Here is a 17515-nt window from a genome sequence, read left to right as displayed (position 1 = left end):
CTATTTCAATAAATTATGTCTATTTACCTAAAGTTGCTTGTAACGCTTGCTGAACTGAGGAAACCCCGATTAATTCAATCCCTTTCGGACATTTCCAGCCACCTAGATTGTTCTCAGGGAGAATAATTCGTTCAAATCCTAATTTTGCTGCTTCCTGAACCCGTTGCTCTATTCTTGAAACTCTTCGTACTTCTCCTGTTAAGCCTACTTCTCCAATAATACAATCCGTAGCCCTTGTTGGGGAATCGCGAAAACTTGAAGCAATGCTAACCGCAACTGCTAAATCGATTGCTGGTTCATCAAGCTTCACCCCACCCGCAACCTTAAGGTAGGCATCCTGATTTTGCAAAAGCATCCCCACTCGTTTCTCTAAAACTGCCATTAGAAGTGATACACGGTTATGATCAATTCCAGTTGCCATTCTTCTTGGATTTCCAAAGCTTGTCGGAGAAATTAATGCTTGTATTTCAACAAGTACAGGTCGAGTCCCTTCCATCGATGCTACAACAGTTGATCCTGCTGCCCCTTGGGATCGCTCCTCTAAAAAAATTTCAGATGGATTTTCAACTTCTTCAAGACCCATTTCTTTCATTTCAAAAATACCCATTTCATTTGTCGAACCGAAGCGATTTTTTACAGCACGTAATATACGATAGGTATGATGCCTCTCTCCTTCAAAATAAAGAACAGTATCTACCATATGCTCTAGCAACCGTGGCCCAGCGATTGAACCTTCTTTAGTCACATGTCCTACAATGAAAACAGCAATCCCCTTAGTTTTTCCAATCCTCATTAATTCTGATGTACATTCCCGAACCTGCGAAACACTTCCAGGTGCGGATGTTACATCTGGGTGAAATACGGTTTGAATCGAGTCTATGATAACAAAGCTTGGCGATATGCTCTCAATCGTCCTGCTTATTTCATCAAGATTTGTTTCAGCATAAACCAAAAGGTTTTCAGAAGTTACACCTAGTCGCTCAGCCCTCAGTTTCGTTTGTCTTAGCGATTCTTCTCCAGAAATATATAATACAGATTGACCCTGCACAGCTAATTGTGAGGATACCTGTAAAAGCAAGGTTGATTTCCCTATTCCAGGGTCTCCTCCAATCAGAACTAACGATCCTCGAACAATCCCGCCACCTAACACCCGATTTAGCTCTTTTAAATTGGTTTGTATTCTAACTTCAGTCCCTGTTTCAATCGAAGTGATTGGAGTTGCCTTTGACCCGCCTGCTAACCCTTGGGAATGAGTAAAAGCACCTCTTTTTCCTGTTCCAACAACCTCAACTTCCTCAACCATTTTGTTCCACTCACCACAACCAGGACATTTCCCCATCCACTTTGGAGATTCATACCCACACTCTTGACACATAAACTTTGTCTTCCTCTTTGCCATCATATCTTCCTTTCTATAAGAAAAGCGCAAGCGCCTGCTTAGCGACGTATGGACTGGAGCCCACCGACTGAGATAAAGGAAACACGAAGAGCGTAAGCGATTCGATGTTGACTTATCGTAGGGAGGTGGGTGAAGTCCACTAGTCGTTGGGCGCTGGAGCTAGACAGTTCTCTAAGTTAAAAGCTATACTTTCCTACTTTGTAAGAAAAGCGCAAGGCACCCGTCAATCAGCGACAAGCACAAGACGAGCCGTCGAGAAGGTTGTCTTTTAACCTTCTTGACAGATTGGCTTGTGACCTCGAGCCGACGGCGCCTGAAGCTAGACACTCATCTAAGTTCAAAGTCTTAACTCTTACTTTGTAAGAAAAACGCATTACTATTATTATATCTGAATTAGCTGGTAGGTACCTGTTTGAACAATGGGAACAAAGAGAAGATTTAAATGAGCTTAGGACTGGTTAGCTTCATAGGAGAAAAAAAAGAGGGTCACGAATTTCTCCGTGACCCTCTAGTTGTTTCATCCTTAAGGCTTCGGTATCGCAGTAGGTTGGTCCGCTCTAATAACAAACTCACCGTTATCAACATCAATCATGATGTTATGACCCGTTAAAACAGTACCTTTTAATAGTTCTTCTGATAATCGATCCTCAATATGTTTTTGAATAGCTCTGCGCAACGGACGAGCCCCATATTCTGGGTCGTATCCTTCATCTGAGATTTTATCTTTTGCAGCATCGGTTAATTCTAATTGGATATGTTGATCCTTCAAACGTTTTATTAATTGCTCTGACAGCAACGTTACAATCTGCTTTAATTGAGCTCTTTCCAGAGCATGGAACACAATGATTTCATCGATTCTGTTCAAGAATTCAGGTCGGAACGCCTTCTTCAGCTCTTCCATTACCTTTCCTTTCATATCCTTGTAATCTTGAGCTCCATCTTGTATGTTAAAGCCTACGTATTTATTTCGCTTTAACGCCTCGGCGCCAACATTTGATGTCATGATTAAGACTGTATTACGGAAATCTACAGTACGACCTTTAGAGTCTGTTAAACGCCCATCTTCCAGAACTTGAAGGAGGATATTGAAAACATCCGGGTGAGCTTTTTCAATTTCATCTAATAAAATGACTGAATATGGCTTTCTTCTTACTTTTTCAGTTAATTGTCCACCTTCTTCATAACCTACATAGCCTGGAGGAGATCCAACTAATCTTGAAGTAGAATGTTTTTCCATATACTCTGACATATCAATGCGAATCATCGCATCTTCATCACCAAACATGGCTTCGGCTAATGCACGAGCAAGTTCAGTTTTCCCAACACCTGTTGGCCCAAGGAAAACGAATGAACCAATCGGACGCTTTGGATCTTTTAGTCCAGCTCTCGCACGTCTTACTGCTTTCGAAACAGCTACTACAGCCTCTTCTTGGCCAATCACACGAGAATGAATAATTTCTTCTAATTTCAACAGTTTATCGGTCTCAGTTTGCGCCAATTTTGAAACAGGTATTCCAGTCCAGTTTGCAACAACAGTAGCAATATCCTCTACTGTAACTTCACTATTTTCCTGGCCTTGCTTTTCTTTCCATGTCTTCTTCGTTTCTTCTAATTGCTCTCGAAGTCGTTGTTCTGAATCTCGTAAAGAAGCCGCTTTTTCAAATTCTTGACTTTGGACTGCTGCATCCTTTTCCTTACGAACTACTTCAAGCTTAACCTCAAGCTCTTTTAAATTTGGTGGAGTGGTGTAAGAACGCAAACGCACCTTTGATCCCGCTTCATCAATTAAGTCAATGGCTTTATCAGGTAGAAAACGATCAGGAATATAACGATCTGACAATGAAACTGCAGCTTCAATTGCCTCATCAGTAATCGAAACACGGTGATGTGCTTCATAGCGATCTCTAAGACCTTTTAATATGAGAATTGACTCATCAGCTGTAGGCTCATCAACCCTAATTGGTTGGAAACGACGCTCGAGCGCAGCATCTTTTTCAATATATTTACGGTATTCATCTAACGTAGTAGCACCGATACATTGCAATTCTCCACGTGCTAATGACGGTTTTAAAATATTTGAAGCATCGATTGCACCTTCAGCTCCACCTGCACCAATAAGTGTATGCAACTCATCAATAAATAAAATAATATTTCCAGCTTGGCGTATTTCATCCATGACCTTTTTTAGTCGATCCTCGAATTCACCGCGATACTTTGTTCCAGCAACAACGGTTCCCATATCAAGAGTCATTACCCGTTTATCACGTAGAATCTCAGGTACTTCATTGTTAACAATCTGCTGAGCAAGTCCTTCAGCAATCGCTGTTTTCCCGACACCTGGTTCACCTATTAAGACTGGATTATTTTTTGTACGTCTGCTGAGCACTTCAATAACCCTTTGGATTTCTTTACTACGACCAATAACAGGGTCAAGACTTCCTTCTCGAGCAATAGCAGTTAGATCACGGGCAAGGCTATCCAATGTCGGAGTGTTCGCATTTGCAGTACCTCCCCCTTGATGACCTGATTCATTACTTCCTAATAATTGTAATACTTGCTGACGGGCTTTATTAAGACTTACACCCAAATTATTAAGAACTCGAGCTGCAACTCCTTCACCTTCACGAATTAAACCTAGCAAAATATGTTCTGTCCCAACATATGAATGACCTAATTTGCGGGCTTCATCCATCGAGAGCTCTATCACCTTTTTAGCTCGAGGAGTATAATGAATCGTTTGGGATGCTTCCTGACCTCGTCCGATTAGGTTTTCAACTTCCTTCTGAATCTTTTCTGAACCAAGACCGAGTGCGTATAGCGCTTTAGCAGCTATTCCTTCTCCTTCTCTAACAAGTCCTAATAAAATATGCTCTGTTCCTATATTATTGTGACTTAACCGAATTGCTTCCTCTTGGGCAAGTGCCAACACCTTTTGTGCTCTTTCTGTAAAGCGTCCAAACATCATACATCTTCCTCCTAACTGTTCATTGTATCTAATTTTAATCTTTCTCTTATTAAAGCAGCCCGCCGGATATCTCTTTCATTTGGTCTAAGTGGTCCTCCGGCATACTGCTGTAAAAAACCAGGTTGGGTTAATATCATTAATTCATTCAAAATAGTTTTTGATATATTTTTAATAAACCCCATATCTATTCCAAGACGAACATCGGACAGACAGCGCGCCGCCTCTTTTGTCTCTAAAATCCGACTATATTCAAGCACTCCTAGGGATCTAAATACCCTGTCTTCTAATTCTATGTTTAAAGTTTTTGCTAATGCTTGGCGAGCAGATCTTTCCTGGGAAATCAACTGATGAACCACACTTTTTAAATCTTCAACAATATCAACTTCTGACTTACCAAGTGTAATTTGATTTGATATTTGAAAGATATTACCTAATGCTTCGCTACCTTCACCATAAATTCCTCTAACCACCAATCCTAATTGATTAATAGCGGGGATAATTCTATTTATCTGCTGTGTTAAAATTAAGCCTGGCAAATGCATCATCACAGAAGCTCTTAATCCTGTTCCAACATTTGTTGGGCAACTAGTTAAATAGCCGTATTGTTCATCAAATGCATAAGTCACATTTTCTTCGACCCAGTCATCTATCTCCCCTGCCATCGAAAGTGCTTCAGATAATTGAAACCCCGGAAATATGCACTGAATCCTAATATGATCTTCCTCATTAATCATAATGCTTACTTCTTCATTTTCAGAAAATAAGCAAGCGCCGTGTGTGGCATCTTCCGCTAAATGTGGACTAATTAAATGCTTTTCTACTAGAACACGTTTTTGCAACGGTTGAAGCTCATCCATTTTTAATAATTCGTAATCACCTAGCTCTTTTAAATGATTTTGCTTTATCATGTCTTCCACAGAGGAGATTACTTTCTTTGCTTCATCATTGTTAAATAAGGTTGGAAAAGTGTATTCTTTAAAATTTCGGGCCAGACGAATTCGGGAACTCATTACAATATCCGAATCTGGACCCTCAGCACTCATCCATGAGCTTACAGCCTGATTAATAAATCTTTCTAATGGCAAGCTATTCACCTCCCTCATGACTTTCACACATTTTGCTTTCTAATGACCTTATTTTGTCTCTCACTTCAGCTGCCTTTTCAAACTCCTCATTGGAGATTAAATCCTTTAAGGTCTGTTTTAAATCATCGATGTTTTTTCGAAGTTGGATCCCTCCACCAATTCTTTTGGGGATCTTACCCCGATGGTCAGTATTTCCACTATGAACCCTCTTTAATAAAGGTATTAGGTGATCTTTAAATGTTTCATAGCAGTTTGCACAACCAAATCGTCCTACTTTTACAAATTGTTGAAAAGTCATCGAACAATTTTTACACTGTAATATTTCTTGTGTTTTAAAAGCATCCTGTGGAGATGGTGTATACTTTGGTTCTATATTTAATAATCCTGCAAGTAAATTATTGATAGAAAATCCATGTGCTCCATTCAATAAAAACATTTCGCTTTTTTCTTGAGCACAAACCTCGCATAGATGGAATTCATTCTTTTCACCATTAATGATTTTTGTAAAGTGGAGTGTTGCTGGCCTTTGATTACATTCTTGGCAAATCATTTTTTCATCTCTCCAGATCACATTATTTATATTTAAGAGTGGTTAACATTGCGACTAACATTCTTGCCCGTAATTCATCTCGATATGGGAGATCAATATAAAGAACAGAACGATCGATTACACTCAACATGATTTTAGCTTCACGGTTTGTGATGATCTCTTCTTCAACTAGGCGATAGATAACATCTTCTGCGCTACTTTGTGAAACGTGGCTATTTATTAGAGAAATTAAATGATCAATTAAATGAACCAAATCATGTGTTTGTACTTTAATAATCCGAATATATCCGCCACCGCCTCGTTTACTTTCGACTAAGTAGCCTCTCTCAACTGTAAATCGTGTATTTATGACATAGTTTATTTGGGAGGGTACACATTGAAATTTGTCAGCGATTTCGTTTCTTTTAATCTCAACAATTTCTTTTTCACTCAGCTCCAACACCGTCTTTAAATAATCTTCAATTATGTCTGAGATATTCCTCATCAAACCTCCCCCTATCTGACTTTGACTATATTTGACTTTGATTATACATGATTGATATATCTTTTTGCAATTAATTGAACCATTAATCCATTGTCTCCATTTTGACTTTTCTCAAACAAACTTTAGGGGTTATGGGTGAGGATTTTTTAAAAAGATTTCCTCTCTATGATGGAACTCGTTAACGGTTTTCTTTTATCATACCTTCGGATATTTTTATATACAAAAAAAAGAACAACTCAATGAGTTGTTCTTCATTTGCCCGGCAACGTCCTACTCTCACAGGGGGAGAACCCCCAACTACCATCGGCGCTGAGAAGCTTAACTTCCGTGTTCGGTATGGGAACGGGTGTGACCTTCTCGCTATCGCCACCAGACTATTTAATTGGGAATTTTCATTCCCTCAAAACTAGATAATGCAGAAGAAGTTGTAAAACTAATAACACCGTTTTTGGTTAAGTCCTCGATCGATTAGTATCAGTCAGCTCCACACGTCACCGCGCTTCCACCTCTGACCTATCAACCTGATCATCTTTCAGGGATCTTACTAGCTTGCGCTATGGGAAATCTCATCTTGAGGGGGGCTTCATGCTTAGATGCTTTCAGCACTTATCCCTTCCGCACATAGCTACCCAGCTATGCCTTTGGCAAGACAACTGGTACACCAGCGGTGCGTCCATCCCGGTCCTCTCGTACTAAGGACAGCTCCTCTCAAATTTCCTGCGCCCACGACGGATAGGGACCGAACTGTCTCACGACGTTCTGAACCCAGCTCGCGTACCGCTTTAATGGGCGAACAGCCCAACCCTTGGGACCGACTACAGCCCCAGGATGCGATGAGCCGACATCGAGGTGCCAAACCTCCCCGTCGATGTGGACTCTTGGGGGAGATAAGCCTGTTATCCCCGGGGTAGCTTTTATCCGTTGAGCGATGGCCCTTCCATGCGGAACCACCGGATCACTAAGCCCGACTTTCGTCCCTGCTCGACTTGTAGGTCTCGCAGTCAAGCTCCCTTGTGCCTTTACACTCTACGAATGATTTCCAACCATTCTGAGGGAACCTTTGGGCGCCTCCGTTACTCTTTAGGAGGCGACCGCCCCAGTCAAACTGCCCACCTGACACTGTCTCCTACCCCGATCAGGGGTATGGGTTAGAATTTCAATACAGCCAGGGTAGTATCCCACCAATGCCTCCACCGAAGCTAGCGCTCCGGCTTCTACGGCTCCTACCTATCCTGTACAAGCTGTACCAAAATTCAATATCAGGCTACAGTAAAGCTCCACGGGGTCTTTCCGTCCTGTCGCGGGTAACCTGCATCTTCACAGGTACTATAATTTCACCGAGTCTCTCGTTGAGACAGTGCCCAGATCGTTACGCCTTTCGTGCGGGTCGGAACTTACCCGACAAGGAATTTCGCTACCTTAGGACCGTTATAGTTACGGCCGCCGTTTACTGGGGCTTCGGTTCAAAGCTTCGCCTTGCGGCTAACCTCTCCCCTTAACCTTCCAGCACCGGGCAGGCGTCAGCCCCTATACTTCGCCTTGCGGCTTTGCAGAGACCTGTGTTTTTGCTAAACAGTCGCCTGGGCCTATTCACTGCGGCTCTTCAAGGCTATTCACCCTAAAGAGCACCCCTTCTCCCGAAGTTACGGGGTCATTTTGCCGAGTTCCTTAACGAGAGTTCTCTCGCTCACCTTAGGATTCTCTCCTCGCCTACCTGTGTCGGTTTGCGGTACGGGCACCTTTTATCTCGCTAGAGGCTTTTCTAGGCAGTGTGAAATCAGGAACTTCGGTACTATATTTCCCTCGCTATCACAGCTTAGCCTTCACGGTAACGGGATTTTCCTCGCTACCAGCCTAACTGCTTAGACGCGCATATCCAACAGCGCGCTTACCCTATCCTTCTGCGTCCCCCATTGCTCAAACGATAAAGAGGTGGTACAGGAATATCAACCTGTTGTCCATCGCCTACGCCTTTCGGCCTCGGCTTAGGTCCCGACTAACCCTGAGCGGACGAGCCTTCCTCAGGAAACCTTAGGCATTCGGTGGATGGGATTCTCACCCATCTTTCGCTACTCATACCGGCATTCTCACTTCTAAGCGCTCCACCAGTCCTTACGGTCTAGCTTCAACGCCCTTAGAACGCTCTCCTACCACTGACATCTAAGATGTCAATCCACAGCTTCGGTGATACGTTTAGCCCCGGTACATTTTCGGCGCAGAGTCACTCGACCAGTGAGCTATTACGCACTCTTTAAATGGTGGCTGCTTCTGAGCCAACATCCTGGTTGTCTAAGCAACTCCACATCCTTTTCCACTTAACGTATACTTTGGGACCTTAGCTGGTGGTCTGGGCTGTTTCCCTTTTGACTACGGATCTTATCACTCGCAGTCTGACTCCCACGGATAAGTCTTTGGCATTCGGAGTTTGTCTGAATTCGGTAACCCGATGAGGGCCCCTAGTCCAAACAGTGCTCTACCTCCAAGACTCTTACAACGTGAGGCTAGCCCTAAAGCTATTTCGGAGAGAACCAGCTATCTCCAAGTTCGATTGGAATTTCTCCGCTACCCACACCTCATCCCCGCACTTTTCAACGTGCGTGGGTTCGGGCCTCCAGTAGGTGTTACCCTACCTTCACCCTGGACATGGGTAGATCACCTGGTTTCGGGTCTACAACCACATACTCATTCGCCCTATTCAGACTCGCTTTCGCTGCGGCTCCGTCTTATCAACTTAACCTTGCATGTAATCGTAACTCGCCGGTTCATTCTACAAAAGGCACGCCATCACCCATTAACGGGCTTTGACTACTTGTAGGCACACGGTTTCAGGATCTATTTCACTCCCCTTCCGGGGTGCTTTTCACCTTTCCCTCACGGTACTGGTTCACTATCGGTCACTAGGTAGTATTTAGCCTTGGGAGATGGTCCTCCCTGCTTCCGACCGGATTTCTCGTGTCCGGCCGTACTCAGGATCCACTCAGGAGGGAACGAAGTTTCAACTACAGGGTTTTTACCTTCTTTGACGGGCCTTTCCAGACCTCTTCATTTACCCCGTTCCTTTGTAACTCCATATTGAGTGTCCTACAACCCCAAGAGGCAAGCCTCTTGGTTTGGGCTATTTCCCGTTTCGCTCGCCGCTACTCAGGGAATCGCATTTGCTTTCTCTTCCTCCGGGTACTTAGATGTTTCAGTTCCCCGGGTCTGCCTTCAATACCCTATGTATTCAGGTAAAGATACTACTCCATTACGAGCAGTGGGTTTCCCCATTCGGAAATCTCCGGATCAAAGCTTACTTACAGCTCCCCGAAGCATATCGGTGTTAGTACCGTCCTTCATCGGCTCCTAGTGCCAAGGCATCCACCGTGCGCCCTTTCTAACTTAACCTAAAGGTTAATCTCTTATTATATAAGAGAGAAAAAAACTAATGTGGTGTTTCTCGGTCTTACATTCTTCTTCTTACGATTATCTAGTTTTCAAGGAACAAAAAAGCTTTAAGAGATTGCTCTCTCAAAACTAAACAAACAAACCATCAACATCACATCACTATAAGTGTTGTGTTCCGATTGTCTTTACGACAATATCCTTAGAAAGGAGGTGATCCAGCCGCACCTTCCGATACGGCTACCTTGTTACGACTTCACCCCAATCATCTGTCCCACCTTAGGCGGCTGGCTCCTTACGGTTACCCCACCGACTTCGGGTGTTACAAACTCTCGTGGTGTGACGGGCGGTGTGTACAAGGCCCGGGAACGTATTCACCGCGGCATGCTGATCCGCGATTACTAGCGATTCCAGCTTCATGTAGGCGAGTTGCAGCCTACAATCCGAACTGAGAGTGGTTTTATGGGATTGGCTCGACCTCGCGGTTTTGCAACCCTTTGTACCACCCATTGTAGCACGTGTGTAGCCCAGGTCATAAGGGGCATGATGATTTGACGTCATCCCCACCTTCCTCCGGTTTGTCACCGGCAGTCACCTTAGAGTGCCCAACTGAATGCTGGCAACTAAGATCAAGGGTTGCGCTCGTTGCGGGACTTAACCCAACATCTCACGACACGAGCTGACGACAACCATGCACCACCTGTCACTCTGTCCCCCGAAGGGGAACGTCCTATCTCTAGGAGTGTCAGAGGATGTCAAGACCTGGTAAGGTTCTTCGCGTTGCTTCGAATTAAACCACATGCTCCACCGCTTGTGCGGGCCCCCGTCAATTCCTTTGAGTTTCAGCCTTGCGGCCGTACTCCCCAGGCGGAGTGCTTAATGCGTTAGCTGCAGCACTAAAGGGCGGAAACCCTCTAACACTTAGCACTCATCGTTTACGGCGTGGACTACCAGGGTATCTAATCCTGTTTGCTCCCCACGCTTTCGCGCCTCAGCGTCAGTTACAGACCAAAGAGCCGCCTTCGCCACTGGTGTTCCTCCACATCTCTACGCATTTCACCGCTACACGTGGAATTCCGCTCTTCTCTTCTGCACTCAAGTTCCCCAGTTTCCAATGACCCTCCCCGGTTGAGCCGGGGGCTTTCACATCAGACTTAAGGAACCGCCTGCGCGCGCTTTACGCCCAATAATTCCGGACAACGCTTGCCACCTACGTATTACCGCGGCTGCTGGCACGTAGTTAGCCGTGGCTTTCTGGTTAGGTACCGTCAAGGTACCGGCAGTTACTCCGATACTTGTTCTTCCCTAACAACAGAGCTTTACGACCCGAAGGCCTTCATCGCTCACGCGGCGTTGCTCCATCAGACTTTCGTCCATTGTGGAAGATTCCCTACTGCTGCCTCCCGTAGGAGTCTGGGCCGTGTCTCAGTCCCAGTGTGGCCGATCACCCTCTCAGGTCGGCTACGCATCGTCGCCTTGGTGAGCCGTTACCTCACCAACTAGCTAATGCGCCGCGGGCCCATCTGTAAGTGTCAGCCGAAACCGACTTTCAGCTTTTCCTCATGAGAGGAAAAGGATTATCCGGTATTAGCACCGGTTTCCCGGTGTTATCCCAGTCTTACAGGCAGGTTGCCCACGTGTTACTCACCCGTCCGCCGCTGATATCAGGGAGCAAGCTCCCATCAATCCGCTCGACTTGCATGTATTAGGCACGCCGCCAGCGTTCGTCCTGAGCCAGGATCAAACTCTCCAAGAAAGTTGATTGACTCATAAAAGTTACGTTGGCTAGTGTCATGACCGAAGTCATTCACACTATTAAAAAATAATATTGTTGACGTTTGTTTGTTTAGTTTTCAAAGAGCAACTTGCAATAGCTGCATAAGCAACTTTATAATAGTAACATATTTCATAAAGACTTGTCAACTATTTATTTGGTGGAGCCTAGCGGGATCGAACCGCTGACCTCCTGCGTGCAAAGCAGGCGCTCTCCCAGCTGAGCTAAGGCCCCAAATGAAGATTGAATGGTCGGGAAGACAGGATTCGAACCTGCGACCCCTTGGTCCCAAACCAAGTGCTCTACCAAGCTGAGCTACTTCCCGTATTTATGGTGCGCCCGACAGGGGTCGAACCTACAACCTTCTGATTCGTAGTCAGATACTCTATCCAATTGAGCTACGGGCGCATATTTAAAATGGTGCCGAGGACCGGAATCGAACCGGTACGGTAGTCACCTACCGCAGGATTTTAAGTCCTGTGCGTCTGCCAGTTCCGCCACCCCGGCATAAAAAATGGAGCGGAAGACGGGATTCGAACCCGCGACCCCCACCTTGGCAAGGTGATGTTCTACCACTGAACTACTTCCGCGTTTATATATTCTTTTTGTGAAAATGGTGCGGGTGAAGGGAGTCGAACCCCCACGCCTTGCGGCGCTAGATCCTAAGTCTAGTGCGTCTGCCAATTCCGCCACACCCGCATATTCAAATAAAAATGGTGAGCCATGAAGGACTTGAACCTTCGACCCTCTGATTAAAAGTCAGATGCTCTACCAGCTGAGCTAATGGCTCGTACAAAAAACTAAGTGGTGCCGGCGAGAGGACTTGAACCCCCAACCTACTGATTACAAGTCAGTTGCTCTACCAATTGAGCTACCCCGGCAAACTTTTGGAAAATATATGGTGGAGGATGACGGGCTCGAACCGCCGACCCTCTGCTTGTAAGGCAGATGCTCTCCCAGCTGAGCTAATCCTCCATATATTACAGCCCGGCAACGTCCTACTCTCACAGGGGGAGAACCCCCAACTACCATCGGCGCTGAGAAGCTTAACTTCCGTGTTCGGTATGGGAACGGGTGTGACCTTCTCGCTATCGCCACCAGACTATTTAATTGGGAATTTTCATTCCCTCAAAACTAGATAATGCAGAAGAAGTTGTAAAACTAATAACACCGTTTTTGGTTAAGTCCTCGATCGATTAGTATCAGTCAGCTCCACACGTCACCGCGCTTCCACCTCTGACCTATCAACCTGATCATCTTTCAGGGATCTTACTAGCTTGCGCTATGGGAAATCTCATCTTGAGGGGGGCTTCATGCTTAGATGCTTTCAGCACTTATCCCTTCCGCACATAGCTACCCAGCTATGCCTTTGGCAAGACAACTGGTACACCAGCGGTGCGTCCATCCCGGTCCTCTCGTACTAAGGACAGCTCCTCTCAAATTTCCTGCGCCCACGACGGATAGGGACCGAACTGTCTCACGACGTTCTGAACCCAGCTCGCGTACCGCTTTAATGGGCGAACAGCCCAACCCTTGGGACCGACTACAGCCCCAGGATGCGATGAGCCGACATCGAGGTGCCAAACCTCCCCGTCGATGTGGACTCTTGGGGGAGATAAGCCTGTTATCCCCGGGGTAGCTTTTATCCGTTGAGCGATGGCCCTTCCATGCGGAACCACCGGATCACTAAGCCCGACTTTCGTCCCTGCTCGACTTGTAGGTCTCGCAGTCAAGCTCCCTTGTGCCTTTACACTCTACGAATGATTTCCAACCATTCTGAGGGAACCTTTGGGCGCCTCCGTTACTCTTTAGGAGGCGACCGCCCCAGTCAAACTGCCCACCTGACACTGTCTCCTACCCCGATCAGGGGTATGGGTTAGAATTTCAATACAGCCAGGGTAGTATCCCACCAATGCCTCCACCGAAGCTAGCGCTCCGGCTTCTACGGCTCCTACCTATCCTGTACAAGCTGTACCAAAATTCAATATCAGGCTACAGTAAAGCTCCACGGGGTCTTTCCGTCCTGTCGCGGGTAACCTGCATCTTCACAGGTACTATAATTTCACCGAGTCTCTCGTTGAGACAGTGCCCAGATCGTTACGCCTTTCGTGCGGGTCGGAACTTACCCGACAAGGAATTTCGCTACCTTAGGACCGTTATAGTTACGGCCGCCGTTTACTGGGGCTTCGGTTCAAAGCTTCGCCTTGCGGCTAACCTCTCCCCTTAACCTTCCAGCACCGGGCAGGCGTCAGCCCCTATACTTCGCCTTGCGGCTTTGCAGAGACCTGTGTTTTTGCTAAACAGTCGCCTGGGCCTATTCACTGCGGCTCTTCAAGGCTATTCACCCTAAAGAGCACCCCTTCTCCCGAAGTTACGGGGTCATTTTGCCGAGTTCCTTAACGAGAGTTCTCTCGCTCACCTTAGGATTCTCTCCTCGCCTACCTGTGTCGGTTTGCGGTACGGGCACCTTTTATCTCGCTAGAGGCTTTTCTAGGCAGTGTGAAATCAGGAACTTCGGTACTATATTTCCCTCGCTATCACAGCTTAGCCTTCACGGTAACGGGATTTTCCTCGCTACCAGCCTAACTGCTTAGACGCGCATATCCAACAGCGCGCTTACCCTATCCTTCTGCGTCCCCCCATTGCTCAAACGATAAAGAGGTGGTACAGGAATATCAACCTGTTGTCCATCGCCTACGCCTTTCGGCCTCGGCTTAGGTCCCGACTAACCCTGAGCGGACGAGCCTTCCTCAGGAAACCTTAGGCATTCGGTGGATGGGATTCTCACCCATCTTTCGCTACTCATACCGGCATTCTCACTTCTAAGCGCTCCACCAGTCCTTACGGTCTAGCTTCAACGCCCTTAGAACGCTCTCCTACCACTGACATCTAAGATGTCAATCCACAGCTTCGGTGATACGTTTAGCCCCGGTACATTTTCGGCGCAGAGTCACTCGACCAGTGAGCTATTACGCACTCTTTAAATGGTGGCTGCTTCTGAGCCAACATCCTGGTTGTCTAAGCAACTCCACATCCTTTTCCACTTAACGTATACTTTGGGACCTTAGCTGGTGGTCTGGGCTGTTTCCCTTTTGACTACGGATCTTATCACTCGCAGTCTGACTCCCACGGATAAGTCTTTGGCATTCGGAGTTTGTCTGAATTCGGTAACCCGATGAGGGCCCCTAGTCCAAACAGTGCTCTACCTCCAAGACTCTTACAACGTGAGGCTAGCCCTAAAGCTATTTCGGAGAGAACCAGCTATCTCCAAGTTCGATTGGAATTTCTCCGCTACCCACACCTCATCCCCGCACTTTTCAACGTGCGTGGGTTCGGGCCTCCAGTAGGTGTTACCCTACCTTCACCCTGGACATGGGTAGATCACCTGGTTTCGGGTCTACAACCACATACTCATTCGCCCTATTCAGACTCGCTTTCGCTGCGGCTCCGTCTTATCAACTTAACCTTGCATGTAATCGTAACTCGCCGGTTCATTCTACAAAAGGCACGCCATCACCCATTAACGGGCTTTGACTACTTGTAGGCACACGGTTTCAGGATCTATTTCACTCCCCTTCCGGGGTGCTTTTCACCTTTCCCTCACGGTACTGGTTCACTATCGGTCACTAGGTAGTATTTAGCCTTGGGAGATGGTCCTCCCTGCTTCCGACCGGATTTCTCGTGTCCGGCCGTACTCAGGATCCACTCAGGAGGGAACGAAGTTTCAACTACAGGGTTTTTACCTTCTTTGACGGGCCTTTCCAGACCTCTTCATTTACCCCGTTCCTTTGTAACTCCATATTGAGTGTCCTACAACCCCAAGAGGCAAGCCTCTTGGTTTGGGCTATTTCCCGTTTCGCTCGCCGCTACTCAGGGAATCGCATTTGCTTTCTCTTCCTCCGGGTACTTAGATGTTTCAGTTCCCCGGGTCTGCCTTCAATACCCTATGTATTCAGGTAAAGATACTACTCCATTACGAGCAGTGGGTTTCCCCATTCGGAAATCTCCGGATCAAAGCTTACTTACAGCTCCCCGAAGCATATCGGTGTTAGTACCGTCCTTCATCGGCTCCTAGTGCCAAGGCATCCACCGTGCGCCCTTTCTAACTTAACCTAAAGGTTAATCTCTTATTATATAAGAGAGAAAAAAACTAATGTGGTGTTTCTCGGTCTTACATTCTTCTTCTTACGATTATCTAGTTTTCAAGGAACAAAAAAGCTTTAAGAGATTGCTCTCTCAAAACTAAACAAACAAACCATCAACATCACATCACTATAAGTGTTGTGTTCCGATTGTCTTTACGACAATATCCTTAGAAAGGAGGTGATCCAGCCGCACCTTCCGATACGGCTACCTTGTTACGACTTCACCCCAATCATCTGTCCCACCTTAGGCGGCTGGCTCCTTACGGTTACCCCACCGACTTCGGGTGTTACAAACTCTCGTGGTGTGACGGGCGGTGTGTACAAGGCCCGGGAACGTATTCACCGCGGCATGCTGATCCGCGATTACTAGCGATTCCAGCTTCATGTAGGCGAGTTGCAGCCTACAATCCGAACTGAGAGTGGTTTTATGGGATTGGCTCGACCTCGCGGTTTTGCAACCCTTTGTACCACCCATTGTAGCACGTGTGTAGCCCAGGTCATAAGGGGCATGATGATTTGACGTCATCCCCACCTTCCTCCGGTTTGTCACCGGCAGTCACCTTAGAGTGCCCAACTGAATGCTGGCAACTAAGATCAAGGGTTGCGCTCGTTGCGGGACTTAACCCAACATCTCACGACACGAGCTGACGACAACCATGCACCACCTGTCACTCTGTCCCCCGAAGGGGAACGTCCTATCTCTAGGAGTGTCAGAGGATGTCAAGACCTGGTAAGGTTCTTCGCGTTGCTTCGAATTAAACCACATGCTCCACCGCTTGTGCGGGCCCCCGTCAATTCCTTTGAGTTTCAGCCTTGCGGCCGTACTCCCCAGGCGGAGTGCTTAATGCGTTAGCTGCAGCACTAAAGGGCGGAAACCCTCTAACACTTAGCACTCATCGTTTACGGCGTGGACTACCAGGGTATCTAATCCTGTTTGCTCCCCACGCTTTCGCGCCTCAGCGTCAGTTACAGACCAAAGAGCCGCCTTCGCCACTGGTGTTCCTCCACATCTCTACGCATTTCACCGCTACACGTGGAATTCCGCTCTTCTCTTCTGCACTCAAGTTCCCCAGTTTCCAATGACCCTCCCCGGTTGAGCCGGGGGCTTTCACATCAGACTTAAGGAACCGCCTGCGCGCGCTTTACGCCCAATAATTCCGGACAACGCTTGCCACCTACGTATTACCGCGGCTGCTGGCACGTAGTTAGCCGTGGCTTTCTGGTTAGGTACCGTCAAGGTACCGGCAGTTACTCCGATACTTGTTCTTCCCTAACAACAGAGCTTTACGACCCGAAGGCCTTCATCGCTCACGCGGCGTTGCTCCATCAGACTTTCGTCCATTGTGGAAGATTCCCTACTGCTGCCTCCCGTAGGAGTCTGGGCCGTGTCTCAGTCCCAGTGTGGCCGATCACCCTCTCAGGTCGGCTACGCATCGTCGCCTTGGTGAGCCGTTACCTCACCAACTAGCTAATGCGCCGCGGGCCCATCTGTAAGTGACAGCCGAAACCGTCTTTCAGCTTTTCCTCATGAGAGGAAAAGGATTATCCGGTATTAGCACCGGTTTCCCGGTGTTATCCCAGTCTTACAGGCAGGTTGCCCACGTGTTACTCACCCGTCCGCCGCTGATATCAGGGAGCAAGCTCCCATCAATCCGCTCGACTTGCATGTATTAGGCACGCCGCCAGCGTTCGTCCTGAGCCAGGATCAAACTCTCCAAGAAAGTTGATTGAC

5 protein-coding genes, 9 tRNA genes and 6 rRNA genes are annotated in these 17515 nt (G+C 46.9%); all 20 read right to left on the bottom strand.

Annotation, left to right across the window (positions count from 1 at the left end):
* Positions 1–19: 19 nt before the first annotated feature.
* The 20 genes from radA to B1NLA3E_RS00440 all read right to left on the bottom strand — a co-directional run bounded on the left by radA (position 20) and on the right by B1NLA3E_RS00440 (position 17504).
* Positions 20–1399, bottom strand: a complete 1380-nt coding sequence (radA, locus tag B1NLA3E_RS00535) for a DNA repair protein RadA (RefSeq protein WP_015591931.1) — start codon at positions 1397–1399, stop codon at positions 20–22.
* 523 nt (positions 1400–1922) lie between these two features.
* Positions 1923–4364, bottom strand: coding sequence for an ATP-dependent protease ATP-binding subunit ClpC (gene clpC, locus B1NLA3E_RS00530; protein ID WP_015591930.1), 2442 nt, complete (start codon positions 4362–4364; stop codon positions 1923–1925).
* An 11-nt stretch (positions 4365–4375) separates the two neighbouring features.
* Entirely contained in the window at positions 4376–5467 is a 1092-nt protein-coding gene (locus tag B1NLA3E_RS00525; protein ID WP_041580203.1) for a protein arginine kinase, read from the bottom strand.
* Positions 5451–5999, bottom strand: coding sequence for a UvrB/UvrC motif-containing protein (locus tag B1NLA3E_RS00520; RefSeq protein ID WP_015591928.1), 549 nt, complete (start codon positions 5997–5999; stop codon positions 5451–5453). The genes B1NLA3E_RS00525 and B1NLA3E_RS00520 overlap by 17 nt, the downstream gene beginning before the upstream one ends.
* Before the next feature lie 22 nt (positions 6000–6021).
* A complete protein-coding gene (locus B1NLA3E_RS00515) occupies positions 6022–6483 on the bottom strand; it encodes a CtsR family transcriptional regulator (RefSeq protein WP_015591927.1) in 462 nt (153 codons plus the stop codon).
* 257 nt (positions 6484–6740) lie between these two features.
* A 5S ribosomal RNA gene (rrf, locus tag B1NLA3E_RS00510) occupies positions 6741–6857 on the bottom strand.
* A 74-nt stretch (positions 6858–6931) separates the two neighbouring features.
* A 23S ribosomal RNA gene (locus tag B1NLA3E_RS00505) occupies positions 6932–9867 on the bottom strand.
* 203 nt (positions 9868–10070) lie between these two features.
* A 16S ribosomal RNA gene (locus B1NLA3E_RS00500) occupies positions 10071–11620 on the bottom strand.
* A gap of 176 nt (positions 11621–11796) precedes the next feature.
* Positions 11797–11872, bottom strand: a tRNA-Ala gene (locus B1NLA3E_RS00495).
* Positions 11873–11886: 14 nt separating this feature from the next.
* A tRNA-Pro gene (locus tag B1NLA3E_RS00490) sits at positions 11887–11963 on the bottom strand.
* A gap of 6 nt (positions 11964–11969) precedes the next feature.
* Positions 11970–12046, bottom strand: a tRNA-Arg gene (locus tag B1NLA3E_RS00485).
* 10 nt (positions 12047–12056) lie between these two features.
* Positions 12057–12145 (bottom strand) — tRNA-Leu (locus tag B1NLA3E_RS00480).
* Between the two features lie 8 nt (positions 12146–12153).
* Positions 12154–12228 (bottom strand) — tRNA-Gly (locus B1NLA3E_RS00475).
* A 24-nt stretch (positions 12229–12252) separates the two neighbouring features.
* Positions 12253–12337: transfer RNA gene (locus B1NLA3E_RS00470), tRNA-Leu, on the bottom strand.
* A 15-nt stretch (positions 12338–12352) separates the two neighbouring features.
* Positions 12353–12428: transfer RNA gene (locus B1NLA3E_RS00465), tRNA-Lys, on the bottom strand.
* Between the two features lie 15 nt (positions 12429–12443).
* Positions 12444–12519, bottom strand: a tRNA-Thr gene (locus B1NLA3E_RS00460).
* A gap of 18 nt (positions 12520–12537) precedes the next feature.
* Positions 12538–12613 (bottom strand) — tRNA-Val (locus B1NLA3E_RS00455).
* 10 nt (positions 12614–12623) lie between these two features.
* A 5S ribosomal RNA gene (rrf, locus tag B1NLA3E_RS00450) occupies positions 12624–12740 on the bottom strand.
* Positions 12741–12814: 74 nt separating this feature from the next.
* Positions 12815–15751, bottom strand: a 23S ribosomal RNA gene (locus B1NLA3E_RS00445).
* A gap of 203 nt (positions 15752–15954) precedes the next feature.
* A 16S ribosomal RNA gene (locus B1NLA3E_RS00440) occupies positions 15955–17504 on the bottom strand.
* Together the 16S, 23S and 5S rRNA genes with 9 tRNA genes alongside form the textbook arrangement of a ribosomal RNA operon.
* Positions 17505–17515: the final 11 nt, after the last annotated feature.

The sequence above is a fragment of the Bacillus sp. 1NLA3E genome (genome assembly GCF_000242895.2).
In the GTDB taxonomy this organism is placed as follows: domain Bacteria; phylum Bacillota; class Bacilli; order Bacillales; family Cytobacillaceae; genus Bacillus_BU.
This window is presented reverse-complemented; position numbering and strand designations above follow the sequence as displayed.

Excerpts from the sequence above, each read along its gene's own strand:
- radA (WP_015591931.1), bottom strand. The coding sequence starts at position 1,399 with ATGGCAAAGAGGAAGACAAAGTTTATGTGTCAAGAGTGTGGGTATGAA.
- B1NLA3E_RS00515 (WP_015591927.1), bottom strand. The coding sequence starts at position 6,483 with ATGAGGAATATCTCAGACATAATTGAAGATTATTTAAAGACGGTGTTG.
- B1NLA3E_RS00520 (WP_015591928.1), bottom strand. The coding sequence starts at position 5,999 with ATGATTTGCCAAGAATGTAATCAAAGGCCAGCAACACTCCACTTTACA.
- B1NLA3E_RS00525 (WP_041580203.1), bottom strand. The coding sequence starts at position 5,467 with ATGAGGGAGGTGAATAGCTTGCCATTAGAAAGATTTATTAATCAGGCT.
- clpC (WP_015591930.1), bottom strand. The coding sequence starts at position 4,364 with ATGATGTTTGGACGCTTTACAGAAAGAGCACAAAAGGTGTTGGCACTT.